This window comes from Pseudomonas antarctica (genome assembly GCF_900624995.1).
GTDB lineage: Bacteria > Pseudomonadota > Gammaproteobacteria > Pseudomonadales > Pseudomonadaceae > Aquipseudomonas > Aquipseudomonas antarctica.
Map to the genome: position 1 here is coordinate 55,486 of NZ_UYXQ01000001.1, position 25,227 is coordinate 80,712.

The window sequence follows — 25,227 nt, forward strand, 5'->3', positions numbered from 1 at the left end:
TCTTTACTGACACTCCTACCGCGCAAACCTCCCTTTTTCGTCGCAAAAAAAATGGCGCCCTAAAAAGGGCGCCATTTTTCAGAGCTGAAACGTCGTGTTACTTACGCTTCATCGACAAGAAGAACTCGTCGTTGGTCTTGGTGGCTTTCAGCTTGTCGACCAGGAACTCGATGGCGGCTACTTCGTCCATCGGGTGCAGCAGCTTGCGCAGGATCCACATCCGCTGCAGTTCGTCGTCGGCGGTCAGCAACTCTTCGCGGCGAGTGCCGGAGCGGTTGATGTTGATCGCAGGGAACACACGCTTTTCCGCGATACGGCGGTCCAGAGGCAGTTCCATGTTGCCGGTACCTTTGAACTCTTCGTAGATCACTTCGTCCATCTTCGAGCCGGTTTCAACCAGTGCGGTGGCGATAATGGTCAGCGAGCCGCCTTCTTCGATGTTCCGCGCAGCGCCGAAGAAACGCTTTGGTTTCTCCAGGGCGTGGGCATCGACACCACCGGTGAGGACCTTGCCGGAGCTCGGGATCACAGTGTTGTAGGCACGGGCCAGACGGGTGATGGAGTCGAGCAGGATCACCACGTCCTTCTTGTGTTCGACCAGGCGCTTGGCCTTCTCGATCACCATTTCGGCAACCTGCACGTGACGGGTTGGCGGCTCATCGAACGTCGAGGCAACCACTTCGCCGCGCACGGTGCGCTGCATTTCGGTTACTTCTTCCGGACGCTCATCGATCAGCAGCACGATCAGGTGAACTTCAGGATTGTTACGTGCGATGTTCGCTGCAATGTTCTGCAGCATGATGGTCTTACCGGCTTTCGGCGGTGCGACGATCAGGCCGCGCTGGCCTTTACCGATCGGGGCGCACAGGTCGATGACACGACCGGTCAAGTCCTCGGTGGAGCCATTACCGGCTTCCATCTTCATGCGCACAGTCGGGAACAGTGGCGTCAGGTTCTCAAAGAGAATCTTGTTTTTCGCGTTCTCGGGACGATCGTAGTTGATCGTGTCGACCTTGAGCAGGGCGAAATAACGCTCGCCTTCCTTCGGAGGACGGATCTTGCCAACGATGGTGTCACCGGTGCGCAAGTTGAAGCGACGGATCTGGCTCGGCGAGACGTAGATGTCGTCTGGGCCGGCGAGATAGGAAGCGTCAGCAGAGCGGAGGAAGCCGAAGCCGTCCTGGAGAATCTCCAGCACGCCATCACCGGAGATTTCCTCGCCGCTTTTCGCGTGCTTTTTGAGCAGGGAGAAAATCACGTCCTGCTTGCGCGAACGGGCCATATTTTCTATGCCCATTTCTTCGGCCAATTGGAGCAGGTCGGTAATCGGCTTTTGCTTGAGTTCAGTCAGATTCATATAGGAATGACGTAATCATTTATGGAGGGGGGAAAATTAAGCTTTTGGCTTAATGAGGCCGCGCCGCAGAGAAGGCGACAGGATCGCGTACTAATCGAAAAGGAATGCGTCGGCGACGGCTTGCAGGGGGCAGTGGAGAAACCAGTGCGGGGCCGAATGTACCACCTGAGTTTCAGAGCGTCTAGCCCTGTTTCACGAAAAAGCCCCGCTATTTTGCGGGGCCTTTTTGACGACGCTTAGATGTTGGCGTCGAGGAAAGCTTGCAGCTGAGACTTCGACAGCGCGCCCACTTTAGTGGCTTCGACGTTGCCGTTCTTGAACAGCATCAGCGTCGGGATACCACGCACGCCGTGCTTGGCCGGGGTTTCCTGATTGTCGTCGATGTTCAGCTTAGCAATGGTCAGCTTGCCTTCGTAGGTGGTTGCAATGTCGTCCAGAACCGGAGCGATCATTTTGCAAGGGCCGCACCATTCAGCCCAGTAGTCAACCAGCACCGGGCCAGCAGCCTTGAGTACTTCGGCCTCAAAGGTCGCGTCGGTGACGTGCTTGATAAGATCGTTGCTCATGGATGTCTCCGGATTGTAAGCAAAAAAAACGTTGCCCATCATAGCCGCCCTTCCCCCGTTCAGGAAGCCGCCTCTAATTGAGTCTTGCTATGACCGTGCATGAGTTTGGGTATAGCCCACTTCAAGGCGACATCGGGGTGACGAACGCGATGCCCGTGCGCAACGCCGCATTGCGTACGTGTTCCTGCATGGTTTTCTGCGCCGCCGCACTGGCGCGACGGGCCAGGGCACGGAGGATCTTGCGGTGCTCCTGCCAGGTTTCCATCGCCCGTTCCGGCCGGATGAACGGTAGCTTCTGGCTCTCCAAAAACACCTCGGCGCTGGCACTCAGGATGCTCACCATCGCCTGGTTACCACTGGCCAACAAGATCCACTGGTGAAATTCGAAGTCCAGCCGGGCGGCTGCCTCGAAGTCACCGGCTTTGAGCACCTTGCGCATGGCCTCGACATTGTCTTCCAGCCTGTCCAGCTCATCGATGGTCAACGTCATCGCCGCCAACCCCGCTGCAAAGCCCTCCAAGGCATAACGCAACTGGAAGATATCCAGCGGCGTAGCCTGGGCCGCAAATGGCCAGGCAAACCCCGGAGACTCATCGGCCGCCTGCACAAACACGCCTTTACCGGGCTGAACACTGACCACGCCCAAGGCACTCAAGGACGACAACGCTTCACGTAGCGACGCCCGGCTCACGCCCAATTGCACCGCTAGATCGCGCTGGGACGGCAGTGCATCGCCCGCTGTGAAGCCCTGTTCCTTGATCAATTTACGGATGGCCTGCAGGGCCGCTTCCGGTACGGCTTGGGCGATGGAATTCATAAAAAACTCATAGTTCCAAACAACTGAGCGGCTAGTTGTAAAGCTATTCGCAGCCGGCGGCAAGCCACGCCCCAAAGGGGCTCGCAGGGTTTCATAGACGCTCGAAAAAGGTGCGAAAAGCGCAAGCACTGTTCAGACCAGTAAGACCACAGCACCTCAACAAATCCCGGCCTTGCAGACGATCCGAGTGGTGATGGCATGGGCTGTGCACTGAGCCAAATCAGAAAATTCCTTTGCCTTTTTCGGAGAGTTGCCATGACCAAGCGCTACAGCGTCCTGCTCACTGCCCTGTTTGCCAGCCTGATGCTGAGCCAGGCGCCCGCCCAGGCCAATGGTCTGGAAGACATCGTTGCGCGTGGCACACTCAAGGTTGCCGTACCTCAGGACTTCCCACCATTCGGCTCGGTCGGCCCCGACATGAAGCCTCGCGGCCTGGACATCGACACCGCCAAGCTGCTGGCCGACCAACTCAAGGTCAAGCTGGAGCTGACACCGGTCAACAGCACTAACCGCATTCCATATCTCACCACCGGCAAGGTCGACCTGGTGATTTCCAGCCTGGGCAAGAATGCCGAGCGAGAAAAGGTCATCGACTTCTCCAAGGCCTACGCACCGTTCTACCTGGCCGTGTTCGGCCCGCCTGACGCGGCCATCAGCACCACCGACGACCTCAAGGGCAAGACCATCAGCGTGACCCGCGGGGCCATCGAAGACATCGAGCTGACTGCCGTCGCGCCCAAGGAAGCCACGATCAAGCGCTTCGAAGACAACAACTCGACCATCGCCGCCTACCTGGCCGGCCAAGTCGACCTGATCGCCAGCGGCAACGTGGTGATGGTGGCGATCAGCGAGCGCAACCCGAAACGCGTACCGGCGCTGAAAGTGAAGCTCAAGGACTCGCCGGTGTACGTGGGCGTGAACAAAAACGAGCCGGCGCTGCTGGAGAAGGTTAACCAGATTCTGGTGGCGGCCAAGGCCGACGGCAGCCTGGAAAAGAATGCGATGCAGTGGCTTAAAGAGCCGCTGCCTGCAGACCTTTAAAGCAACGGAGCTGATTCATGGCGTATCAATTTGACTTTATGCCGGTGCTGGCCAATACCGACCTGCTGCTGCGCGGCGCCCTGTTCACGCTTGAGTTGACGGCCATTGGCGCGGTCCTGGGTGTCGCCCTTGGCACTGTCGGCGCCGTGGTACGGGCGTGGAAGATCCAGCCGTTCGCCTGGTTCTTCGGTGTGTATGTCGAGTTGATCCGCAACACGCCGTTTCTGGTGCAGTTGTTTTTCATCTTCTTCGGCCTGCCGTCCCTGGGGCTGAAAATCACCGAGTGGCAAGCCGCCGTGCTGGCGATGGTGATCAACCTGGGGGCCTACTCCACGGAGATCATCCGCGCCGGCATCCAGGCCATCCCGCGCGGCCAGCTGGAAGCCGCTGCCGCCTTGGCGATGACGCGTTTCGAGGCGTTCCGCCACGTGGTGCTGCTGCCGGCGCTGGGCAAAGTGTGGCCGGCGCTGAGCAGCCAGATCATCATCGTGATGCTCGGCTCGGCGGTGTGTTCGCAGATCGCCACCGAAGAGCTGAGTTTTGCCGCCAATTTTATTCAGTCGCGCAACTTCCGCGCCTTTGAAACCTATGCGCTGACCACGCTGGTGTACCTGTGCATGGCACTGATGATTCGTCAGTTGCTCAACTGGATTGGCCGCCGCTTCGTGGTGAGGAACAGCCGATGAGTGATTTTTCCTTCTGGGACATCGTGCGTAACCTGGCGACCGGCCTGCAATGGACCCTGTTGTTGTCGCTGGTGGCATTTGTCGGCGGCGGCCTGATCGGCTTGCTGATGATGGCGATGCGCATCAGCCGCAAAGCCTTCACGCGCAATGTCGCACGTACCTATATTGAACTGTTCCAGGGCACGCCGCTGTTGATGCAGCTGTTTCTGGTGTTTTTCGGCATCGCCTTGCTGGGGGTAGATATCTCGCCCTGGCTGGCGGCGGCAATGGCCTTGACCCTATTTACCAGCGCCTACCTGGCCGAGATCTGGCGCGGCTGCGTCGAGTCTATCGCCCACGGGCAGTGGGAAGCCTCGGCCAGCCTGGCGCTCAATCCGCTTGAACAACTGCGCTATGTGATCCTGCCACAGGCACTGCGGATTGCCGTGGCGCCCACCGTAGGGTTTTCGGTGCAGGTGGTCAAAGGCACCGCCGTGACGTCGATCATCGGCTTTACCGAACTGACCAAGACCGGCGGCATGCTCGCCAACGCCACCTTCGAGCCCTTTATGGTCTATGGCCTGGTGGCCCTCGGTTACTTCCTGCTCTGCTACCCCTTGTCCCTCAGTGCCCGCTACCTGGAAAGGAGACTGCATGCCTCTGCTTAGAATTTCCGCCCTGCATAAGTATTACGGCGATCACCACGTACTCAAGGGCATCGACCTGACCGTTGAAGAAGGCCAGGTGGTGGCGATCATCGGCCGCAGCGGCTCGGGCAAGTCCACCTTGCTGCGTACCCTCAATGGCCTGGAGTCCATCAACGACGGCGTGATCGAAGTCGATGGCGAATACCTCGACGCCGCCCGCGCCGACCTGCGCAGCCTGCGGCAGAAAGTCGGCATGGTGTTCCAGCAGTTCAACCTGTTCCCGCACCTGACGGTGGGCGAAAACGTCATGCTCGCACCACAAGTGGTGCAAAAAGTGCCCAAGGCCAAAGCCGCACAGCTTGCCAAGCAGATGCTGGAGCGCGTCGGGCTGGGGGAAAAGTTCGACGCCTTCCCTGATCGCCTGTCCGGCGGGCAGCAACAACGCGTAGCCATTGCACGCGCATTGGCCATGTCGCCCAAAGTGCTGCTGTGCGACGAAATCACCTCGGCCCTGGACCCGGAACTGGTCAATGAAGTGCTCAGCGTGGTGCGTCAACTGGCCAAGGACGGCATGACCTTGATCATGGTGACCCACGAAATGCGTTTCGCCCGGGAAGTCGGCGACAAACTGGTGTTCATGCACCAAGGCAAGGTGCATGAAGTGGGCGACCCCAAGACGCTGTTCGCCAACCCCAGAACGCCGGAACTCGCCAACTTCATTGGTTCGGTGGAGCAGCCGAGCTGACCAGTTCGAAACTGCCTTGCCCCTCCAGACGCGTCTCGCTGCGAACCTCCAGGGCGTCAGCCGGCAGCTCGGTGTCGATATCGACTCGGGCTGTCAATCTCAGGCCTACCACCGGCAAACCCGCCGCTCGCGCCACCAAGGTCTGCCCGGGCAGCAACTGCCCGCTGACCGGCTCGCCCGGCAGATGCGTAGCTGCCCAGTCGATGGCACGCCCATCCACCTGAGTGTGTTTCAGGCTCAGACGAAAACGCCCTTGGCGCCCAAACATAAACCCCTGGCCATCGGCTGCAACCCCGATAAAACGCAACGCCATCGGCGCAGGCTCAGTGCACAGAACGTTCACGTGCAACGAGCGAGTGCCGAGCACCATGGAGGCTCTTTCAACAAACGCATCCCTGCGAATGGCCCCATAGTCGATGCGCGACTGGCTCACCGATAACTGACAGTTTTCGGCCCAAGCGCCAGGCGCCGCCAGCACCGTGCAGAACAACGCCAAGGGCAGGCCTATAAGCTTAGCGGCCATGGCACACCGCCGAGGTGGTTTCATAGAACATGTCATTGTCTGGCGGGGACTCGGGGTCGATGCGTAACAGGCAGGTGGACGTATCCGGCAATGAAACACGCAGGTCCTGCAATTCATTGACGTCGTTGAGGAAAATCATGCCCTCACCCACCACGCTGGTCAGGAAGCGATCACCCTTGCCAAACACCGCAGCGCCCTGAGGCAGTGGCTGGCCCTGCTGATCATTCGCGCTGAGCAACATTCGACGTACTTTCACCACATCGAAATTCACGGCATTGAAAGACCCTCGGCCGGCGGTGAGCACCTGGGTGCCGTTTTTCAGGTCGACACGCCTGGGCAAGGATTGGGTCTGCACCTCGACTCGGCTATGGGTGTAGACGGGTAAGCCGGCGATCACCGCTTGCCCACTGAAGTCGGTCCACACCGGACCTTGCGGTGTGTCGACTTTGGCTGCGCCGATATCGCCCACCGAGACGATGCCGAACGTATCCTGCACGGCATAAGGCGAGAAGGTCAGCCCACCTCCGTGAGCCACCACGCCGCCATGCAACTGCCCCGTGTAACTGCTGCCCTGGGGGTCGCGACTGCCCCCCAGGCCAACCCGGGTATAACGTGGCAACAGGTCCACATTGCCGCGCACCGATTGCTCCCGGGTATTGAGGTCGCGCTCGACCCCCACTTCGTAATTCACGTACTCGTTAACCCGATCGCTGAGCGCTGTACCCGCCGTGATCCGTTCACCGCGGCGACTGGTGTAGCTGTTTATACGACGATCCCCACCCAAGGGCACGCTGACCTGCAACCGCAATGACAGGTCATTATCCAGCGCGCTGTCGCGACGCCTGCCGCCCTGCAGGGCATCGCGGCCGGATCGAGTGCCACCGACCTGCGAATCGGCGATCAACGTGACATCGGCGCGGCGGAAAGACTTGTTCCACGAGGCCGACACATGTGCATTCGTTCGCCCATCAAATTGGGCACTGCGGGTGTAGCCCACGGAGAATGTGCCGAGCGCGGGATCGGCCCAGCTCATGCCTGCCGTGTACTGGTTCTTGAAGCGCGCACTCAACTCATCGACCCTGGTTGGCCAGCCTGCTTCGGTTACTTCGCGATAACCTCGGGTTTGGGTGGTTGCGCTGAGGTTGACGTCGACAGTGGCCGCTACCGGGCTGCTCACCGATACGCTGCTGCGCGACCCGGACAGTGCATTTTTGCTGTCTCGGGACAGATTTTGGCGGGTGCTCACAGAAACCCGCTGAAAAAAAACACTGCTGAGGGTGCCACCTGCCGACCCGAATTCATCGGTACTCAACAGCCCCAAACCCACAGACGAGTCACGCCCAAACCCCCAGGTGCTGCTGCCCATCGCGACCACCGGTGTCGGGCCTTCTTCGCCAGCATTCCTGCGCAGTTTGCCAACCGAGAAATAGTAACCGGACGCCGCCTGAGCAGCGCCTGCAAACGAAGCCGCCGGCACCACGAAACTGCGCCTGGCGCCGCGCACATTGATCACACTGACGTCCAGGTCACTGGAGCCATTGAGCAAAGGCAACCCGGTCAGCCGGAAGGGGCCTTCGGGCACCAGCGTGTTGTGGATCAACACCCCGGACTGACGAACCTCAATGCGTGACGGGCTCTGCGCAAGCCCTTCGACCACCGCATTGTTGCTGCCCGCAGCGGTGCGAGATTGGCCATCAGGGGAAAACTGCAGGCCAGACAACTGGACGCCGCCAAACAGTGGGTTATTGCTGGAGAGCTGGCCCACCTGAAAAGTCGATTGCAAGGCGGCAATATCCCGCTGCGCCAAGGCATACAGATGCTCGGTACGGGCCTTGCCATTGTCGGACACGTAAAACTGGCGACTGCGAACAATCCAGTCATCAAGGTTGAACCCTGCCTCGGTGTAAGCCGAAACGAACCGGCTGGGCCCATTGCGCGAACGGCTATCGAAACCCAATACCTCATAGTTGAAGAGCGCCGCCGTGCCGCCTTTGGAAAAATGCACGCCGTCCCACTGGCGCTCACGCAATGACTTTGTGGGTACCACCAGCGCTACCTCGTCCATGCCGGGACGCAGCGTCACTATCGTTGTTGGGAATGCACCGAGGAAGTCATGGCAAACCTGGCCCGGCGCGGCCCCCTCGCGCATGATCGCGCCGGGGGTTACCAGCCCTGCTTTCTCCAGCAAACCAGGGGTGAAACACAATCGGCCTGCTTGATCAAACCGCGCATCCACCAGCCCAAGGGGGTTGCCGTTGACCCGCAACCCCACCACCTGAACACCTTCGCGAAAGCGCGCTGCGTTGCGAAAGTAGTCGGAAACCTTAGGGTCAATACGATGGGTTGTCAGTGCTGCAACGTCGAAGCCCTCGCCCAGCTCCAACGCAGACACGAGACCAGGCAAACTCCACAGTGTCGCAAACCGCATGAGCAACGAGGGTCTGTAAAGCCGAAAGGATGCGGTCATGCTATTGCTCGATGAGCTGATCATGAGTCGATCAACCCTCTTCGGTATGGATCGGGGCGCGGTAGTTCTCTACCGAAAACCCATAAACCGTCGCTGGCTGAATCTCGACCTCAACCACGCCGCTCAAAGGGCCTTCGACCTTTGCGATCAATGCCTCACCCGGCAAAATGTAGGTGCGCTGCAACGTCGCCGGAAGGCCTTGTGGAAGCAGCCGTACGTCTGGGGCCAGGCGCACGACATAGGCACTGTCGTTGTGGACCGTGAGACGCTCCCCCGCCCGCTGCCACTTCAGTAACTCCCAGGGCGTGTGATGCCGAGGCAGGCCCTTTGGGTGCAGGATCAGCGGCAGATTCTGTCGAAGGGTGATGCCGATAGTCGCCGCCCCCGCAGCACGCGCTTGGGGGATGCCCTCAAAAGACACTCGTTTGAGCCGTTGAGTAACAAGCGGCTGTTTCAAGGTGCTGATAAAACGCACCCGTTGCGTGTCGCCCGCCTCCACACGTGTGATAGGCGGTGTGACAATCAATAAAGGTTCCAGGTCCTCAGGCACGTTCTCCACGACTGAATGAAGTAACGCAGGCCCCGCATCGGTATTCTTGATGTTTATCGTGGCTTCGCCCTCGTCTTCATAAAGCACCACCACGGTTGTTTCCGGCTGCATACCGTCCGCCACAGCAACAGTGGTAAAAAAAAAGCAAATACCTGCACGCCACAACAGCGCACGACTCATTATTAAAAAACCACGCACTCAATATTCCCCGCAACTGATGACGCCGACTATCGACAATCAAGCGCCCACAGAAAAACAGCCAACAAAAAGTAGTTAGTTCTTAGCTGGCTGTTTTCTATTAGTTAGATATAACTCAAGACAAGCGTAGCGCGCCCATCAATAGAGATATCGCGGCTCAGGTCCAGGTCCTGGGCCCTGTTGATGACTGCCTTCACCGCCAGAGTGCCCGTCAACTGGTTAATGGCAGCCGGTGCAAAGGTAGTGTTATTTCGCCACGAATACTGGGTAGGCGATTGAGTAACTTTGCCATCACTGCCCTGCCAGGCGCCCGCACTGGTACGCATGATGGGCTGCAGTGCAAAACCAGAAGACCGCAGGTCTCTGAGGGTGACCGAATACCCCCCGGTTCGCCGGGTTCCTACACTACCCAAACCAAAATTTTGCGCCTCGGTATAGCCTGCCCCCAGAATACCCGTCACCTTGCTGCCAGCCTGCAAGTCGGTAAAGGTAATCCCGAACCTGGCAGGCGTGGTGCCGCAATTGACGACCAGCGACGTGGTCCGCTCGTCACGCGGGTTGAACGCTACCTGGGACAACTCGCCTGAGCGAATCGTGCCGTAGTCGATAATGCCGCTGCCAGCCAGGCTGAGGTTACAGGCAGCCGGTGTAATTGTGCCCCTGACAACCAATTGGGCGCTGGTGTTTGCCTGGGCAATAAAAGCTGCAGCCAGGCACGCGATACCGAGAGTCAATCCAACCATTTTTTTCATGCTGTTCCTGCCAATAACATAGTTATCAGGTGCTCTTTATTTATGCCTTGGCGACTCCATCGCCTCTTTATTTGTCTTCCCGGACATACACAACGATAAATAAATACCACCCAGGCACAATTGCCGGATGACAGTCTGTCGCTTTGGCACTTCATTTAAGAATCAGACAACGCATCAGTAACTGTGGGAACGGTAAAAATAAACAGTAGCTTCAACCTAGTTACACAGTAGTCCTGCACAAAAAAAGAAAGAGAACACCGACTCACACGCTGTAGGTAAATTCAGAGTCCGCAATACAACAACATACGGTTAAAACGCACTACACCATCCAAGGCCTTATTCACTGCACGTTTACAAAACCAACCTACATTTCCCACAAGAATTGCCCACAGCCTGCATCAGGCAAATTACTGAAGCACAACGCGTTGGCGTCAGCGGTCGATCGTGGCACGATGGTCAGGTTATCGACCGAGACCCCCAAACCATGCCGCAATCCCAAGCCAAGAATCTGTCCCTGATCGCCGCCATCGACCTGGGCTCCAACAGCTTTCACATGGTCGTGGCCAAGGCCCAGAACGGCGAAATCCGCATCCTCGAGCGGCTCGGCGAAAAAGTGCAACTGGCTGCCGGAATCGACGACGAGCGTCAGCTCAATGAAGAGTCCATGCAGCGCGGGCTCGATTGCCTCAAGCGCTTTGCCCAACTGATCAATGGCATGCCCTTGGGCGCAGTGCGAATCGTGGGCACTAACGCCTTGCGTGAAGCGCGTAACCGCGGCGAGTTCATCCGGCGCGCCGAGGAGATTCTCGGGCACCCGGTAGAAGTCATCTCCGGCCGTGAAGAAGCGCGCCTGATCTACCTCGGCGTGTCCCACACCCTGGCCGACACGCCCGGTAAACGCCTGGTAGCGGACATCGGCGGCGGCAGTACCGAATTTATCATCGGCCAGCGTTTTGAACCGCTGCTGCGCGAAAGCCTGCAGATGGGTTGCGTCAGTTACACCCAGCGGTATTTCAAGGACGGCAAGATCACCCCGGCACGCTACGCCCAGGCCTACACAGCGGCGCGCCTGGAAATCATGAGCATCGAACACGCCCTGCACCGTTTGACTTGGGATGAAGCCATTGGCTCCTCTGGCACCATACGTGCCATCGGCCTGGCCCTGAAAGCCGGCGGCCATGGCACCGGCGAGGTCAACGCCGAAGGCTTGGCGTGGCTCAAGCGCAAGCTGTTCAAGCTGGGCGATGCGGAGAAAATCGATTTCGACGGCATCAAGCCCGACCGCCGCACCATTTTCCCGGCCGGCCTGGCGATTCTCGAAGCAATCTTCGACGCCCTCGAACTGCAACGTATGGACCACTGTGACGGCGCCCTGCGCGAAGGCGTGCTCTACGACCTGCTGGGCCGTCATCACCACGAAGACGTGCGTGAGCGCACCCTCAGCTCGTTGATGGAGCGTTATCACGTCGACTTGGAACAAGCCGCCCGCGTGGAACGTAAAGCCCTGCATGCCTTCGACCAGGTAGCCGAAGACTGGGACCTGGAGGACGGCGTATGGCGCGAGCTGCTCGGCTGGGCCGCTAAGGTGCACGAGGTGGGCCTGGACATCGCCCACTATCATTACCACAAGCATGGCGCCTACCTGATCGAGCACTCGGACCTTGCCGGCTTCTCCCGCGAAGACCAACAGATGCTCGCCCTGCTGGTGCGCGGCCATCGCCGCAACATCCCCAAGGACAAGTTTGCCGACTTCGGCGGCGAAGGCATCAAGCTGATTCGCCTGTGCGTACTGCTGCGCTTTGCGATCCTGTTCCACCACATCCGTGGGACCCAGGAAATGCCCCAGGTGACCCTGCGCGCCCATGGCGACAGCCTGGACGTGGTGTTCCCGAAAGGCTGGCTGGATGAAAACCAGCTGACCCAGGCGGACTTCGCCCAGGAAGCGGAGTGGCTGACGCGGGTTGGGTTCAGTCTGAACCTGCGCTAAAGCACACTACAAAACAAATGTGGGAGGGGGCTTGCTCCCGATAGCGGAGTGTCAGTTGACCTATTCATCAACGGACCCACTGCAATCGGGAGCAAGCCCCCTCCCACATTTTTTGACCGTGTCGGGCTTTAGTTCACCGCCAGAATCGGGCTACCCAGCTTCTCCAGCAAGGTGGCCTGCGCACTGCGCGGGTTCTGGTTGCCGGTCGGTGTGTTACGCACGTAACGGCCGTCCGACTGCAGGCTCCAGCTGTGGGTGTTGTCGGTCAAGTAGCTTTCCAGCTCTTTCTTGACGCGCATGATCAGCTTCTTGCCTTCCACCGGGAAGCATGTTTCCACACGTTTATCGAGGTTACGCTCCATCCAGTCGGCACTGGAGAGGAACATCTGTTCCTCGCCGCCGTTGAGGAAGTAGAACACCCGCGTGTGTTCCAGGAAGCGGCCGATGATCGAGCGAACATGGATGTTATGCGAGACCCCGACAATGCCTGGGCGCAGGCAGCACATGCCGCGCACCACCAGGTCGATGCGCACACCGGACTGGCTGGCCTTGTACAGCGCGCGGATGATCTTCGGATCGGTCAGCGAGTTGAACTTGGCGATGATGTGCGCCGGTTTGCCGTCAAGAGCGAACTGGGTTTCGCGGGCAATCATGTCGAGCATGCCCTTCTTGAGCGTGAACGGCGCGTGCAGCAACTTCTTCATGCGCAAGGTCTTGCCCATGCCGATCAACTGGCTGAACAACTTGCCGACGTCTTCACACAAGGCGTCGTCGGAGGTCAGCAGGCTGTAGTCGGTGTAGAGCTTGGCGTTACCGGCGTGGTAGTTACCAGTGCCCAAGTGCGCGTAACGCACGATCTCACCGGCTTCGCGGCGCAGGATCAGCATCATCTTGGCGTGGGTCTTGAAACCAACCACACCATAGATCACCACCGCACCGGCTGCTTGCAGACGGCTGGCTAATTGCAGGTTGGACTCTTCGTCGAACCGCGCACGCAACTCGATCACTGCGGTGACTTCCTTGCCGTTACGCGCGGCATCTACCAATGCGTCGACGATTTCGGAGTTGGCGCCGGAGCGGTACAGCGTCTGGCGCACGGCCAATACATGCGGGTCCTTGGCAGCCTGGCGCAGCAGGTCGACCACCGGCGTGAAAGACTCGAAGGGGTGCAGCAGCAGAATGTCCTGCTTGCTCACCACGCTGAAAATGTTCTCGCTGTTTTGCAGCAACTTCGGGATCTGCGGCGTGAACGGCGTGTATTGCAGTTCCGGATGACTGTCCAGGCCGGTGATGCTGAACAGGCGCGTCAGGTTGACCGGCCCATTGACCTGGTACAACTCGGACTCGGCCAGGTTGAACTGCTTGAGCAGGTAGTCCGACAGGTGTTTAGGGCAGGTATCGGCCACTTCCAGGCGCACCGCGTCACCGTAGCGCCGCGAAAACAGCTCACCGCGCAGCGCGCGGGCCAAGTCTTCGACGTCTTCAGAGTCCAGCGCCAAGTCGGCGTTACGGGTCAGGCGGAACTGGTAGCAGCCTTTTACCTTCATGCCTTGGAACAGGTCATCGGCATGCGCATGGATCATCGACGACAGGAATACATAGTTGTCGCCAGCGCCACCCACCTCTTCCGGTACCTTGATGATCCGTGGCAACAGACGCGGCGCCGGGATGATCGCCAGGCCCGAATCGCGACCAAAGGCGTCGATGCCTTCCAGCTCGACGATGAAGTTCAGACTCTTATTCACCAGCAACGGGAACGGGTGCGTCGGGTCGAGACCGATCGGGGTGATGATCGGTGAAATCTCGTCACGGAAGTAACGGCGCACCCAGGTCTTGATCTTGGTGGTCCAGTGGCGACGACGGATGAAGCGGACCTGATGTTTTTCCAGTTCCGGCAGCAGGATGTCGTTGAGAATTGCGTATTGGCGGTCCACATGGCCGTGCACCAGTTCGCTGATGCGCGCCAGGGCCTGATGCGGCTGTAGGCCGTCGGCGCCGGCTTGTTCGCGGGCGAAGGTAATTTGCTTCTTGAGGCCGGCGACGCGAATCTCGAAGAACTCGTCCAGGTTGCTGGAGAAAATCAGCAGGAATTTCAGCCGTTCCAACAGCGGGTAGGACTCATCCAGCGCCTGCTCCAGCACACGGATGTTGAATTGCAGTTGTGACAGCTCGCGGTGGATGTACAGGCTGCTGTCATCCAGGTTGGTCACCGCGACCACCGGGGCCGGTGCGGGCGCCTCGGCCACTACAACAGGCGGTGCGGGCTCCAGCTCCGGCGGGGTCTCGGTGACTTTTTCCACCACCGGGTGAGCGTCTTTTACGGCAACTTCTAAGAGTCCTTCGGTATTCATCGAGTGTTCCTGTGAGGGCTATTGTTGCTCTCTAAGCAATTGGGCGGCGCGGGCGGCGAAGTAGGTCAGAATGCCATCAGCGCCAGCACGTTTAAAGGCAGTCAGGGATTCGAGGATCACCCCTTCACTCAACCAACCATTCTGGATCGCGGCCATGTGCATGGCGTATTCACCGCTGACCTGATAGACAAAGGTCGGCACCTTGAATTCCTCTTTGACCCGGTAAAGGATGTCCAGGTACGGCATCCCGGGCTTGACCATCACCATGTCGGCGCCTTCGGCCAGGTCGGCCGCCACTTCGTGCAGAGCTTCATGGCTGTTGGCCGGGTCCATCTGGTACGAAGCCTTGTTGGCCTTGCCCAAGTTCAGTGCCGAGCCCACCGCATCGCGAAATGGGCCGTAATAGGCGCTGGCATACTTGGCCGAATAGGCCATGATCCGTACGTTAACGTAGCCGGCCAGCTCCAGGGCTTCACGAATCGCCTGGATGCGACCGTCCATCATGTCCGACGGCGCGACGACCTGAGCGCCTGCCGCTGCATGGGACAACGCCTGTTTGACCAACGCATCCACGGTAATGTCGTTTTGAACATAGCCGTCTGCGTCAAGAATGCCATCCTGGCCGTGGGTGGTGAACGGGTCCAGTGCCACGTCGGTAATCACACCCAGCTGCGGGAAACGTTCGCGCAAGGCGCGGGTGGCGCGCTGTGCAATGCCTTGCGGGTTCCAGGCTTCGGCAGCATCAAGGGACTTGAGTTCAGACGGCGTCACCGGAAACAGTGCCAGCGCCGGAATCCCCAGTTCGACCCAGTTCGCCGCTTCTTCAAGCAGCAAATCAATGCTCAAACGCTCCACACCCGGCATCGACGCTACCGCTTCCCGACGATTTTCACCGTCCAATACAAACACCGGCAAGATCAGATCACTCGTCGTCAGCACGTTTTCACGCACCAGACGGCGAGAAAAATCATCACGGCGATTGCGACGCAGGCGGGTGGCGGGGAACAGGCGATTGGCAGGGGTAAAGCTCACGACAGACTCCTGAGCCCGTGTTTACGGGCGAGCGTTGCAGTTATAAGCGGCCATTATGACGAAGGAATGACAGTTGTGCTTATCGATGCGACCTGTAGTCGCATTCGTCATTTCCGTAGGAATTGTTCATCTCGTGACACATCTCGATACTTTCATGAATCTCCATGAAGGCGTAGGCTGCGCGTTCATTTCGCCAGCACCCCAGACCATGCTTCAACAATTTCTGCATGACTTCGGCTACTTTGCTCTCTTCCTCGGCACGTTCTTCGAAGGCGAGACCATCCTCGTGCTCGCAGGCTTCCTGGCGTTCCGTGGCTACATGGATATCAACCTGGTGGTGGTCGTTGCCTTTTTTGGCAGCTACGCCGGCGATCAGCTTTGGTACTACATGGGGCGCAAGCACGGGCGCAAGCTGCTTGCGCGCAAGCCGCGCTGGCAATTGATGGGCGACAAAGCGCTGGAACATATCCGTAAACATCCGGATATCTGGGTGCTGAGCTTTCGGTTCGTCTATGGTCTGCGAACCGTGATGCCGGTGGCGATTGGCTTGTCCGGTTACCCGCCTTTGCGCTATTTGCTGCTTAATGGCATTGGCGCTGCGGTATGGGCAGCAGCGCTGGGCGCTGCGGCTTACCATTTTGGCGCGGTATTGGAAGGCATGCTGGGCAGCATCAAGAAATATGAGCTGTGGGTGTTGGGCGCGCTGCTGTTGCTGGGCCTAGGCCTGTGGCTACGTCGCCGCTTCAAGAACGCGCGCATTGCGCGCCAGGCCTGCGAAGATGCAAAGGCCCGGCTCGCCGCCGAGCCAGCCCCGATCGACGCGCCTAAGACGCCAATCGAGTAAGCCGGTCTCTGCAACAGTAGAGGCCGATCACGCTGAGCAAGCTGTAACTCACCAGGCCCAGCCAGCCCAAGTTGCTGGCCGGCCACAGCCCAACCAGCGGCGCCAGCCACACCAGTGGCACATTCAGCCCCAGGCGCACCATCTCAGCCTTCAATGCCCAGGGGCGATTCTCCAGGGCCACGCCCAGCGTAAACAACCCCAAGGCCATCGCACTCCAGCCTAAGACCAGCGCCGCCGTGGGCAACCCCTCGCCAAAATTCATCAAATAGCTGCCAAACCCCACATACGCCGCGAATTGCAGGGCAATGTAGACCTGCTGGCGCGCGTCCAGCGGCACTTCGAATTTGCGGAACTGGCTCAAGTCGGGCTTGGCCAGCGGGTATTTGGCCTTAACATCCGCCGGCCGCCAACCGGTGCGCATGAACCAGATGCGCAGCTTGTCCCACCTGCTCTGCGTACGTCGCGCGTCACTCCACAGTTGCGCATAAAACTGCAGGTTGGCCCACAGTGGGTTCCAACTGGCCAACGGCGTGGTGACGCCAAAGATAACCGGTTCGTTGTCGTCTTCTTCCTGGAAGCTGCCGAACAGCCGGTCCCAAATAATGAACACGCCGCCATAGTTGCGATCCATGTAAAGAGCATTCTGTGCATGGTGGGCCCGATGATTGGACGGTGTGACAAAGAACCACTCGAACCAGCCGAGCTTGGGCACGTGGCGCGTGTGCACCCAAAATTGATACAGAAGATTGAGCGACGCCACGCTGATAAACACCACCAGCGGCACGCCCACCACAGCCAGCGGCAAATAGAAAATCCAGCTCAGCAGAAAGCCGGTGCTGGTCTGGCGCAAGGCGGTGGTGAGGTTGTAGTCCTCGCTCTGGTGATGCACCGAGTGCGCGGCCCACAGGATATTGCGCTCATGGCCACAGCGGTGCAGCCAGTAGTAGCAAAAGTCGTAGAAGACGAAGGCGAACACCCAGGTCCAGACGTTCTGGCCCGAGAGTTCAATCAATGCCAGGTGCTTGAGGGCGAACGCGTAGGTCAGCAGGCCCACACCTTTGGTCAACAGCCCGGTGGTAGTCGACAGCACACCGGTGCTGAGGCTGTTGATAGCATCCGCCACCCGATAGTTGCGCTGGCCGCGCCAGTGGTCGGCCAGCAGCTCAACCACGATCAAGGCAATGAAAAACGGTACCGCGTAAGGCACGAAGTCCATGGGCTAGTCCGGTCTATTTTTGTTACATCAAGATTAGGTGTAGCGGCGCGAGATCCCATTGGCAACAGGTGACAAATTAGTAGACATTTAACGCCATGAAATAGGGAGAAATACTCATGAGCAAAAAGATTGCAGTGATCCTATCCGGCTGTGGCGTGTATGACGGCGCAGAGATCCACGAAAGTGTGATCACCTTGCTGCGCCTGGACCAGCGTGGCGCTGAGGTCCAATGTTTTGCGCCGGATATCGCGCAACATCACGTGATCAACCACCTCACGGGCGAAGAGATGCCCGAGTCGCGCAATGTGTGGGTGGAGTCGGCGCGGATCGCGCGGGGTGAAGTGAAGGACATTCGTGAAGCCAGCGCCGAAGACTTCGACGCACTGATCGTGCCCGGCGGTTTTGGCGCGGCGAAGAACCTGTCGAACTTTGCCGTGGAAGGCGCGGGTTGCAGCGTCAACCCGCAGGTGCTGGCGCTGGCCGAAGCGTTTGCCGAAGCGGGCAAGCCGATGGGGCTGATCTGCATCTCGCCGGCGCTGGCCGCGAAGATCTACGGCCCCGGCGTAACCTGCACCATCGGCAATTGCGCCGAGACCGCCGCTGCCCTGGACAAAATGGGCGCCACCCATCAGGAATGCGGGGTTGAGGACATTGTCGAGGACAAGGCCCGCAAACTGGTGAGCACCCCAGCCTACATGCTCGGCAAGAGCATCAGTGAAGTGGCTTCAGGCATCAACAAGCTGGTGGATCGGGTGTTGGAATTGACCCACGAGAATGATTGAGCGCGCTTAATGGTGGCTAGCCCACCTGTCGTGGCGAGCGGGCTTGCCCCGAAAAGCCCGCTCGCCACAGCAACGCGTCAGCCACAAAAAGCCCTGTTCACAAGGTCAGGCCTCGCGCATCAACTTGGTCAGTAGCCTGTCCAGCGAATTGGCGAATGCCTGCTTGTCCTTTTCCCCATGAGGCGGTGGGCCGCCGCCCAGCTGGCCCTGTTCACGCAGATCGGTGAACAGGTTACGCACCGCCAACCGCTCACTCATGTTCGCCGGGCTGAACTCCTTACCTCGAGGATCGAGGGCCGTCACGCCCTTTTTTACCAGCCGGTCGGCCAGCGGCACATCGCTGCAGATCACCAACTCTCCGGGCACCGCGTGCTCAACCAGATAGTCATCCGCCGCGTCCGGGCCGCTGGGCACCACGATCAGCTTCACGCAGGCAAAACTCGGCTTGATCTGGCTCTGCCCGGCCACCAGCACCACTTCGAACTGACGCTTGAGGGCGAACTTCACCACTTGGTCCTTGGCCGCACGAGGGCAAGCATCTGCATCGATCCATACGCGCATGGTTATGCTGCCACACGGCGTTTTTCCGCCACGCGGCTGCGGCCGTACAGCAGCACAATCGCCAGGATCGCCACGGCCTGCGCGCTCAGCGAGTAGGCATCGGCGTGAATGCCCAGCCAGTCGAAGTCAAAGAACGCCACCGGCCGCGTGCCGAAGATGCCTGCTTCCTGCAGCGCCTTCACGCCATGCCCGGCGAACACCACCGACAGCGCGCACAACAGCGCCGCGTTGATACCAAAGAACAACGCCAATGGCAGCTTCGCCGAACCGCGCAGGATCACCCAGGCCAAGCCCACCAGCAGCACTAGCGCCGTGGCGCCACCCGCCAACACCGCGTTATGCCCGGCCGGACCGGCTTGCAGCCACAGGGTTTCGTAAAACAGGATCACTTCGAACAGCTCGCGGTATACCGAAAAGAACGCCAGCATCGCAAAACCGAAACGCCCGCCACCGCTTACCAGGCTGCTCTTGATGTAGTCCTGCCAGGCTGCCGCGTGGCGCCGGTCGTGCATCCACACGCCCAGCCACAGCACCATCACACTGGCAAACAGCGCCGTGCAACCTTCCAGCAATTCACGCTGAGCACCGCTGACGTCAATCACATACGCCGCCAATGCCCAGGTCGCCAGACCGGCCACCAGTGCCAGCCCCCAGCCGATGTTGACGCTGCGCACCGCCGATTGCTGGCCGGTATTGCGCAGGAACGCGAGGACCGCCGCCAGCACCAGAATCGCTTCCAGACCTTCACGCAACAGGATCAGCAAGCCGGAGATGTAGCTCAACGACCAGCTCAGGCCATCGCTGCCCAGCAAGCCGGCAGATTCGGTGAGCTTGCCCTTGGCCACATCCAGACGTTGCTGCACCTGCTCGATCGGTAAGCCGTCCTGCAACGACTGCCGGTAAGCCATCAGGGCTTTCTCAGTGTCTTTGCGCACGTTGGCGTTGACGTTGTCCAGGGAGCTTTCCACCAGCTCGAAGCCTTCCAGGTAAGCCGCTACCGACAAGTCATAAGCCTGTTCGTGATCACCGTTGCGGAACGCGGCGAGGCTCTTGTCCAGGGTCGTCGCGGTGTAATCAAGCAACTGTGCCGGACCACGCTTGACCTGCGGCGGTTGCGCACGCTGGGCGCGGAACGTCGCCGCTGCAGCCGGGCCTTTTGCAGCCAGCACTTCGTTGGGGGTCTGGCGGGCCAGGTCAGCGAGGTTGAAGGGGTGTTCGCTTTTTGCCGCAGCCGGGTCGGCGGTGAAGCCGGCGATGTAGGTTGCCAAGTCCCAGCGCTGGCGGTCATCCAATTGGTCGGCAAAGGACGGCATGTCGGTGCCTTCGACGCCCAGACCCAGGGTGTTGTAGATCGCATAGAGGCTCAGGCGGTCAAGCCGCGCAGCGTCCCGCAAGTTCGCGGGCGGCGGCGTCATGCCCGTGCTGGCCGGGCCATCACCCGCGCCCGCAGTGCCGTGGCATACCGAGCAATGCTGGGCGTAGAGCGGTGCGCCGCGCGTGGGGTCTGGTGTGATCGCAGGGGCCTGGCTGACTTCGTACGCCACTGCCAACTTGGCACCTAATTGACGGGCCTGGTGGGCAACGGTCGTGCCCTCCTCACGCGCGGTCACCGCCGCCAGTAATTCATTAACGCCTTTTATCAAGTCGGCGCGCTCGGGCTTCGCGGGTAAATTCGCGACCAAGCCCTGCAATACCCCAAGAAACTCCACCTGCTCGCGGTATTCGGATTCATCCACGACCTTGCCCGCGTCCACCGTCGGCGGGTAGTCAGCACCGATGTAATCCAGCAGGTGCAGGGCTTGAGGTGCGCCCTCGGCAGTCGCCGCCAACAGATTAAAGCTGCACGACATCAGCGCCGGCAGCATCAGCCAGGCGAGAAAACGGTAGAGGGCAGTCATGAATGAATCTCAAAGGGAAATGCGAAGTAACACATTGTTTATCTTTAAGGGGTTTGACTCAAGGCGTCAGTAATAAAACGGTGGAAATATCGCCGTCGAAATAATGGCACTCGCGCAAAAAACGAAGCAAAAAGCCATTGTTTTGCCAGTAATGGCGCCTATAATGCCGCGCCCTGTTATTGCGAAAGGGAATTTATTTCCTCGTTTTTATGAGGAATTAGCAGATCGGCTGATCACTTTCAGGGAAGAAGCTTGCATGGCATTTCGCGCCTTAACTCCGCTCGCGCTCGTAGCGATGACCTTGCTGTCCGGGTGCTCAATGTTTCGCAGCTACGACACTGAGTTGCAAGCCACCAACCAACAACTGGCCACTGGCAATGTCGACGGCGCATTGAACCTGTTGGAAAAGAACAACACCAGCGAAGACAAAGACCTGCTCTATTTCTTTGAAAAGGGTGAGTTGTTGCGCGCCAAGGGCGACCTCACCGGCAGCCAGACCGCCTGGCGTAGCGCTGATCTGCAGGTGTACAAGTGGGAAGAATCGGTCAAGTTCGACAGCGAGAAGTACCTCGCTCAGTTCGCCAGCTTCATGGTCAACGATAAAGTGCGCCGCTATGAAGGCTATGACTACGAAAAAGTCATGCTGACCACCCAGATGGCCTTGAACCTGCTGGCCCTGAATGACTTCGACGGCGCCCGCACCGAGATCAAGAAGACCCACGAACGCGAAGCCGTGATCGCCGACCTGCGCGACAAGGAATACCTCAAGCGCGAAAACGAAGCCGAGCGCCAAGGCATCACCACCCAGATCAAAGACCTGCGCGGCTACCCGGTGGAAGCACTGAATGCGCCGGACGTGGTCAACCTGAAAAACAGCTATCAGAGTGCGTTCAGCCATTACCTGGCAGGCTTCGTCTACGAAGCGCTTGGCGAAAGAGACCTGGCTGCGCCCGGCTATCGCAAGGCCGCCGAGCTACGGCCCAACACGCCATTGCTGGAGCAAGCATTGCTGGACCTGGATAAATCCAAGGTCGGCGCCGATGAGACAGACGTACTGATCGTGGTCCAGAGCGGCCTGGCACCGGCGCGTGATTCGATCCGCCTGCCGCTGCCGATTCCGATCAATGGCAACCTGGTGATCACCCCGCTGTCGTTCCCGGTAATCAAAGCCGATACCTCCACCGCGGCCTTCGCCCAGATCGGCGTGGACGGCAAGCAACAGAACCTCACCGCACTCAACAGCATCACCGCCATGTCACGCCGCGCGCTGCGTGACGACATGCCTGCGATCATCGTGCGCACCACCGTGCGCGCGGTCAGCCGTGGTATTGCGCAGAACAACCTGAACAAGACCAATCCCATGGCAGGCCTGGTGCTGGGCATCGCTTCAGCCGTCACCGAAGGCGCCGACACGCGCACCTGGCGCACCTTGCCGGACATGACCCAAGTGACGCGCCTGCGCCTCAAGCACGGTGAGCACCAGGTCAGCCTGCCCAACGCCCTTGGCGGCACGCGGGTAACGGTCAAGGCTGACCAGCGCTATCAGGTGATCACCCTGCGCGTGGTCGGCAACCAAGTATTTGCCGGTGGCCTGGCCGCTCATGTGGTGCCGAGCACGTCCACCCAGGCCATCGCCCTCAAACAACCTTAAGGAGCACGCTATGCGTCATTTCATTCTCGGCGCCCTGGCGCTGGTCCTGCTCGCCGGCTGCGCCACCCCACCGCCGCCGGAACCCGGCAGCGCCGCCAGCAAAATCGTAGTGATGGGCAAGTTCAAAGGCATCGCCGTCGGCGCCATTCGTGTGGCCCGCGAAAACGGCTTCCTCACGACCAAGGTGCAGTTGAGCAACATCACCAGCAGCAACCAGATGATGTATTACCGCTTTGCCTGGCTGGGTGCCGACGGCTTCCCGGTGGGCGATGAGGAAACCTGGAAGGTACTGAACCTGTACGCCAACCAGGCCACCTTCCTGCCGGCCATCGCCAACTTGCCCCAAGCGGCTGACTTCCGTCTTGAAGTGAAAACGCCTTGAAGCCCTCACCGATCAGTTTCCAGAGAGATTTCCCCATGTTTGCACGCTTCTCGATTCTCGCCGTCGTCGCTCTTCTGGCCAGCGGTTGCTCCAACACCTCGCCGGTACTCGGTGGCAAGAACATCAGCTACGGCGACACTAAGGCCGTGGAACTGGTGACCAACGAGTTCGGTTCAACCGACTTGCAGATGATCGCCGAAAGCATGACCCGCTCCTTGGCCCAGTCCGGCATCTTGCAAGGCCGCCCGGTGGTGCAGGTGTATGACGTGAAGAACAAGACCAGCGAGTACATCGACACCCGCGAGATCACGACATCGATCAAGACCCAACTGATGAAGACCGGCACCGCCCGCTTCGCCAGCGACAACACCGACATGCAAAGCCAGGTCGACCAGCTGAAGCTGCAGAACCAGAGCGGTTTGTACAAGAAGTCCACCGTCAGCAAGACCGGCAACATGGTCGCCGCCAAGTACCGCCTGGAAGGCTCGATCAGCTCCATCGTCAAGCGCAGCTCGGACTACAAGGACGTGTTCTACAAGTTCAGCCTGCAACTGATCGACGTCGAAAGCGGCCTGGCCGAATGGATGGACGAGAAAGAAATCCGCAAGACCACGGAGCGCTAAGCAATGCGTGTATGGATCAGTTTGATCAGCTTGCTGTGCGCCTTTGGCGCCTCGGCGGCCCCGAAGATCGCGGTGACCGACCTGGCCTACGAGGCGCGGGTCGAGGAGTACATCCACGCGGTCTCGGCCAGCAACAACTTCCAGGCCAGCGCGTATCACGCCAGCGGTGCGTCGAACTACAGCGAGTACGAGAGCCGCACCCGCTACATCGAACAGGCCGAGCTGCGTAAATTCAGCGGTGATATCAAGGGCGAGATTCTCAAGTCGCACCAGTTCCAGCTGGTGCAAGGCACGCCTTATACCACTGACGCCAAGGGTGACGTCTATGACGTGATCAAGCGCATCAAGGCCGGCAACTTTAAGGGCGCGGACTACGTGTTGTTCGGCACCCTGTCAGACATCGACTTCACCCAGGACATCAACGCCCTGGACCACACCAACAGCTATTCGGCCGTGCTCGGCCTGACACTGGTGGCGGACTTCAGCCTGATCAACACGCGCACTTTCGAGATCACCTCGGCGTTTACCGCAATGGGCGAAGGTCAGGACACCAAGCTGGTGAACAGCCGCGATGTTCGCGTAAGCCTGAACCGGCCACGCGTGGTGAAGGAAGTGTCGAAAGCCTTGGGTGAGGACGTGGCGCGCCAGTTGGCGGAGCAATTGGGCGGCGGGTATCAAGACCCGGGCAAGCCTGCGTTGCGCAATAACCTGCCAAGGGATGAGGCGCCGAAGATTCTGCGCTGAACCCAGGCGGTCCGGCTTGCACTTATCAATGTGGGAGCTGGCTTGCCTGCGATGGCATCAACTGGTTGTGCCTGATACTCCGAGGTGCCTGCATCGCAGGCAAGCCAGCTCGCACATTTTTAATCCGGTCTCGTCCGTTACGCCGTTGCGCGATGCAAGCTGGCGAGAAACCCCGCAGCCCCGACAAACAAACCGGCAAACGTGCGGTTCATACGCTTTTGCTGCTTAGGCGTACGCAACAGGCGCAAGACCTTCGACGCCAGCCCCGTATACCCCGCCATCACGATCATATCGACGCTGATCATGGTCGCGCCCAGGATCAGGTACTGGATCAGCAAAGGCGCCTGCGGGTTCACGAACTGCGGCAGCACCGCCAGCATGAACACCAGGGCTTTGGGGTTGCTGGCGTTGACGAGGAACCCACGGAACATCATTGCCATCGGCTTACCGATCGGGCGTATCGCCGCGTCCTCGCTCATGTCCATGGGCAGGGCACGCCATTGCTTGATGGCCAGGTACACCAGGTACGCCACACCAAACCATTTGATCGCATAGAACGCAGTGGAAGACGCCGCCAAAATGGCACCCAAGCCGCCCGCGACCACGGCGATTTGCATCGCCAGGCCCAGTTGCAAGCCAATGGCATTCCAGTAGCCACGCAAGAAACCGTATTGCAGGCCGCTGGACATCGAAGCGATGGCACCTGCGCCGGGGGAAAGAGAAATGATCCAACTGGCCAGGAAAAAGGCCAGCCATGTGTCGAGTGCCATTACACACCTCAGGGGGAGAGTTAGCGGTTGTACCTAAAGCTAACTCCGCCGACCAAAG

24 protein-coding genes are annotated in these 25,227 nt (G+C 59.4%); 11 read left to right on the forward strand and 13 right to left on the reverse strand.

Going from position 1 to position 25,227, the window contains the following annotated elements; all coding sequences use genetic code 11:
- Positions 1-97: 97 nt before the first annotated feature.
- From rho to E0F99_RS00290, 3 genes are all read right to left on the reverse strand, one after another.
- On the reverse strand, positions 98-1,357 hold the full coding sequence (gene rho / locus E0F99_RS00280) for a transcription termination factor Rho (RefSeq protein WP_083356187.1): 1,260 nt from the start codon (positions 1,355-1,357) through the stop codon (positions 98-100).
- A gap of 236 nt (positions 1,358-1,593) precedes the next feature.
- A complete protein-coding gene (gene trxA / locus E0F99_RS00285) occupies positions 1,594-1,923 on the reverse strand; it encodes a thioredoxin TrxA (protein ID WP_015886460.1) in 330 nt (109 codons plus the stop codon).
- A 121-nt stretch (positions 1,924-2,044) separates the two neighbouring features.
- Complete coding sequence (locus E0F99_RS00290) at positions 2,045-2,740, reverse strand: FadR/GntR family transcriptional regulator (protein ID WP_083356186.1); 696 nt, start codon at positions 2,738-2,740, stop codon at positions 2,045-2,047.
- 255 nt (positions 2,741-2,995) lie between these two features.
- Between E0F99_RS00290 and E0F99_RS00295 the strand changes: the two genes are divergently transcribed.
- Genes E0F99_RS00295 through E0F99_RS00310 form a run of 4 tightly spaced genes read left to right on the forward strand, consistent with a single transcriptional unit; the run spans position 2,996 to position 5,838 of the window.
- A complete protein-coding gene (locus E0F99_RS00295) occupies positions 2,996-3,781 on the forward strand; it encodes a transporter substrate-binding domain-containing protein (RefSeq protein WP_083356185.1) in 786 nt (261 codons plus the stop codon).
- A gap of 17 nt (positions 3,782-3,798) precedes the next feature.
- The gene (locus tag E0F99_RS00300) at positions 3,799-4,467 is read left to right on the forward strand and encodes an amino acid ABC transporter permease (protein ID WP_083356184.1); all 669 of its coding nucleotides are present in this window, start codon (positions 3,799-3,801) and stop codon (positions 4,465-4,467) included.
- Positions 4,464-5,114, forward strand: a complete 651-nt coding sequence (locus E0F99_RS00305; protein ID WP_083356183.1) for an amino acid ABC transporter permease — start codon at positions 4,464-4,466, stop codon at positions 5,112-5,114. Before E0F99_RS00300 ends, E0F99_RS00305 begins: the two co-directional genes overlap by 4 nt.
- A complete protein-coding gene (locus E0F99_RS00310) occupies positions 5,101-5,838 on the forward strand; it encodes an amino acid ABC transporter ATP-binding protein (protein WP_083356182.1) in 738 nt (245 codons plus the stop codon). Before E0F99_RS00305 ends, E0F99_RS00310 begins: the two co-directional genes overlap by 14 nt.
- Here E0F99_RS00310 and E0F99_RS00315 read toward each other — a convergent pair.
- From E0F99_RS00315 to E0F99_RS00330, 4 genes are all read right to left on the reverse strand, one after another.
- On the reverse strand, positions 5,810-6,361 hold the full coding sequence (locus tag E0F99_RS00315; protein WP_083356181.1) for a DUF1120 domain-containing protein: 552 nt from the start codon (positions 6,359-6,361) through the stop codon (positions 5,810-5,812). The genes E0F99_RS00310 and E0F99_RS00315 overlap by 29 nt on opposite strands.
- The gene (locus E0F99_RS00320) at positions 6,351-8,828 is read right to left on the reverse strand and encodes a fimbria/pilus outer membrane usher protein (RefSeq protein ID WP_130908675.1); all 2,478 of its coding nucleotides are present in this window, start codon (positions 8,826-8,828) and stop codon (positions 6,351-6,353) included. Before E0F99_RS00320 ends, E0F99_RS00315 begins: the two co-directional genes overlap by 11 nt.
- 31 nt (positions 8,829-8,859) lie before the next feature.
- On the reverse strand, positions 8,860-9,558 hold the full coding sequence (locus E0F99_RS00325) for a fimbria/pilus chaperone family protein (protein WP_083356179.1): 699 nt from the start codon (positions 9,556-9,558) through the stop codon (positions 8,860-8,862).
- Between the two features lie 122 nt (positions 9,559-9,680).
- Positions 9,681-10,328: a DUF1120 domain-containing protein gene (locus tag E0F99_RS00330; protein ID WP_083356178.1), complete on the reverse strand. Its 648-nt coding sequence runs from the start codon at positions 10,326-10,328 to the stop codon at positions 9,681-9,683.
- Positions 10,329-10,812: 484 nt separating this feature from the next.
- On the opposite strand from E0F99_RS00330, the gene ppx reads away from it, so the two are divergent.
- Entirely contained in the window at positions 10,813-12,315 is a 1,503-nt protein-coding gene (gene ppx / locus E0F99_RS00335; RefSeq protein WP_083356177.1) for an exopolyphosphatase, read from the forward strand.
- Between the two features lie 128 nt (positions 12,316-12,443).
- On the opposite strand, the gene ppk1 is transcribed toward ppx, so the two are convergent.
- Positions 12,444-14,666, reverse strand: a complete 2,223-nt coding sequence (ppk1, locus tag E0F99_RS00340) for a polyphosphate kinase 1 (protein WP_083356176.1) — start codon at positions 14,664-14,666, stop codon at positions 12,444-12,446.
- 18 nt (positions 14,667-14,684) lie between these two features.
- Positions 14,685-15,698, reverse strand: a complete 1,014-nt coding sequence (gene hemB / locus E0F99_RS00345; protein ID WP_083356175.1) for a porphobilinogen synthase — start codon at positions 15,696-15,698, stop codon at positions 14,685-14,687.
- Positions 15,699-15,906: 208 nt separating this feature from the next.
- Between hemB and E0F99_RS00350 the strand changes: the two genes are divergently transcribed.
- Positions 15,907-16,542 (forward strand): DedA family protein, encoded by a 636-nt coding sequence (locus E0F99_RS00350; protein WP_083360343.1) that lies wholly within the window; start codon positions 15,907-15,909, stop codon positions 16,540-16,542.
- On the opposite strand, the gene E0F99_RS00355 is transcribed toward E0F99_RS00350, so the two are convergent.
- On the reverse strand, positions 16,523-17,758 hold the full coding sequence (locus tag E0F99_RS00355; protein ID WP_083356174.1) for a sterol desaturase family protein: 1,236 nt from the start codon (positions 17,756-17,758) through the stop codon (positions 16,523-16,525). The two genes, E0F99_RS00350 and E0F99_RS00355, sit on opposite strands and share 20 nt — an antisense overlap.
- A 116-nt stretch (positions 17,759-17,874) precedes the next feature.
- On the opposite strand from E0F99_RS00355, the gene elbB reads away from it, so the two are divergent.
- Complete coding sequence (gene elbB / locus E0F99_RS00360) at positions 17,875-18,540, forward strand: isoprenoid biosynthesis glyoxalase ElbB (protein WP_083356173.1); 666 nt, start codon at positions 17,875-17,877, stop codon at positions 18,538-18,540.
- Between the two features lie 105 nt (positions 18,541-18,645).
- Here elbB and E0F99_RS00365 read toward each other — a convergent pair whose 3' ends face one another.
- Both E0F99_RS00365 and E0F99_RS00370 read right to left on the reverse strand, forming a co-directional pair.
- On the reverse strand, positions 18,646-19,101 hold the full coding sequence (locus E0F99_RS00365; protein WP_083356172.1) for a YaiI/YqxD family protein: 456 nt from the start codon (positions 19,099-19,101) through the stop codon (positions 18,646-18,648).
- Positions 19,102-19,103: 2 nt separating this feature from the next.
- Positions 19,104-20,999 carry an FTR1 family protein gene (locus E0F99_RS00370; RefSeq protein WP_083356171.1) on the reverse strand — a complete coding sequence of 632 codons (1,896 nt, stop codon included), beginning with the start codon at positions 20,997-20,999 and terminating at the stop codon, positions 19,104-19,106.
- 256 nt (positions 21,000-21,255) lie between these two features.
- Between E0F99_RS00370 and E0F99_RS00375 the strand changes: the two genes are divergently transcribed.
- From E0F99_RS00375 to E0F99_RS00390, 4 genes are read left to right on the forward strand one after another with little or no spacing between them, the layout of a single operon-like run.
- Positions 21,256-22,650: a COG3014 family protein gene (locus E0F99_RS00375; protein ID WP_083356170.1), complete on the forward strand. Its 1,395-nt coding sequence runs from the start codon at positions 21,256-21,258 to the stop codon at positions 22,648-22,650.
- A 10-nt stretch (positions 22,651-22,660) separates the two neighbouring features.
- Positions 22,661-23,032, forward strand: coding sequence for a YcfL family putative periplasmic lipoprotein (locus E0F99_RS00380; protein ID WP_083356169.1), 372 nt, complete (start codon positions 22,661-22,663; stop codon positions 23,030-23,032).
- A gap of 35 nt (positions 23,033-23,067) precedes the next feature.
- The gene (gene lpoB / locus E0F99_RS00385) at positions 23,068-23,655 is read left to right on the forward strand and encodes a penicillin-binding protein activator LpoB (RefSeq protein ID WP_083356168.1); all 588 of its coding nucleotides are present in this window, start codon (positions 23,068-23,070) and stop codon (positions 23,653-23,655) included.
- A gap of 3 nt (positions 23,656-23,658) precedes the next feature.
- Complete coding sequence (locus E0F99_RS00390; RefSeq protein WP_083356167.1) at positions 23,659-24,399, forward strand: penicillin-binding protein activator LpoB; 741 nt, start codon at positions 23,659-23,661, stop codon at positions 24,397-24,399.
- A gap of 137 nt (positions 24,400-24,536) precedes the next feature.
- Here E0F99_RS00390 and E0F99_RS00395 read toward each other — a convergent pair whose 3' ends face one another.
- Positions 24,537-25,169, reverse strand: coding sequence for a LysE family transporter (locus tag E0F99_RS00395; RefSeq protein WP_083356166.1), 633 nt, complete (start codon positions 25,167-25,169; stop codon positions 24,537-24,539).
- Positions 25,170-25,227 lie beyond the last annotated feature (58 nt).

Bases quoted from the DNA above. Each gene is read 5' to 3' on its own strand.
- E0F99_RS00390 (WP_083356167.1), top strand. From the start codon at position 23,659: ATGCGTGTATGGATCAGTTTGATCAGCTTGCTGTGCGCCTTTGGCGCC.
- E0F99_RS00315 (WP_083356181.1), bottom strand. From the start codon at position 6,361: ATGGCCGCTAAGCTTATAGGCCTGCCCTTGGCGTTGTTCTGCACGGTG.
- E0F99_RS00370 (WP_083356171.1), bottom strand. From the start codon at position 20,999: ATGACTGCCCTCTACCGTTTTCTCGCCTGGCTGATGCTGCCGGCGCTG.
- E0F99_RS00380 (WP_083356169.1), top strand. From the start codon at position 22,661: ATGCGTCATTTCATTCTCGGCGCCCTGGCGCTGGTCCTGCTCGCCGGC.
- E0F99_RS00350 (WP_083360343.1), top strand. From the start codon at position 15,907: ATGCTTCAACAATTTCTGCATGACTTCGGCTACTTTGCTCTCTTCCTC.
- E0F99_RS00355 (WP_083356174.1), bottom strand. From the start codon at position 17,758: ATGGACTTCGTGCCTTACGCGGTACCGTTTTTCATTGCCTTGATCGTG.
- E0F99_RS00325 (WP_083356179.1), bottom strand. From the start codon at position 9,558: ATGAGTCGTGCGCTGTTGTGGCGTGCAGGTATTTGCTTTTTTTTTACC.
- rho (WP_083356187.1), bottom strand. From the start codon at position 1,357: ATGAATCTGACTGAACTCAAGCAAAAGCCGATTACCGACCTGCTCCAA.
- E0F99_RS00300 (WP_083356184.1), top strand. From the start codon at position 3,799: ATGGCGTATCAATTTGACTTTATGCCGGTGCTGGCCAATACCGACCTG.
- ppx (WP_083356177.1), top strand. From the start codon at position 10,813: ATGCCGCAATCCCAAGCCAAGAATCTGTCCCTGATCGCCGCCATCGAC.
- E0F99_RS00290 (WP_083356186.1), bottom strand. From the start codon at position 2,740: ATGAATTCCATCGCCCAAGCCGTACCGGAAGCGGCCCTGCAGGCCATC.
- E0F99_RS00365 (WP_083356172.1), bottom strand. From the start codon at position 19,101: ATGCGCGTATGGATCGATGCAGATGCTTGCCCTCGTGCGGCCAAGGAC.
- ppk1 (WP_083356176.1), bottom strand. From the start codon at position 14,666: ATGAATACCGAAGGACTCTTAGAAGTTGCCGTAAAAGACGCTCACCCG.
- E0F99_RS00375 (WP_083356170.1), top strand. From the start codon at position 21,256: ATGGCATTTCGCGCCTTAACTCCGCTCGCGCTCGTAGCGATGACCTTG.
- lpoB (WP_083356168.1), top strand. From the start codon at position 23,068: ATGTTTGCACGCTTCTCGATTCTCGCCGTCGTCGCTCTTCTGGCCAGC.
- E0F99_RS00295 (WP_083356185.1), top strand. From the start codon at position 2,996: ATGACCAAGCGCTACAGCGTCCTGCTCACTGCCCTGTTTGCCAGCCTG.
- E0F99_RS00310 (WP_083356182.1), top strand. From the start codon at position 5,101: ATGCCTCTGCTTAGAATTTCCGCCCTGCATAAGTATTACGGCGATCAC.
- E0F99_RS00395 (WP_083356166.1), bottom strand. From the start codon at position 25,169: ATGGCACTCGACACATGGCTGGCCTTTTTCCTGGCCAGTTGGATCATT.
- E0F99_RS00330 (WP_083356178.1), bottom strand. From the start codon at position 10,328: ATGAAAAAAATGGTTGGATTGACTCTCGGTATCGCGTGCCTGGCTGCA.
- E0F99_RS00320 (WP_130908675.1), bottom strand. From the start codon at position 8,828: ATGACCGCATCCTTTCGGCTTTACAGACCCTCGTTGCTCATGCGGTTT.
- E0F99_RS00305 (WP_083356183.1), top strand. From the start codon at position 4,464: ATGAGTGATTTTTCCTTCTGGGACATCGTGCGTAACCTGGCGACCGGC.
- elbB (WP_083356173.1), top strand. From the start codon at position 17,875: ATGAGCAAAAAGATTGCAGTGATCCTATCCGGCTGTGGCGTGTATGAC.
- trxA (WP_015886460.1), bottom strand. From the start codon at position 1,923: ATGAGCAACGATCTTATCAAGCACGTCACCGACGCGACCTTTGAGGCC.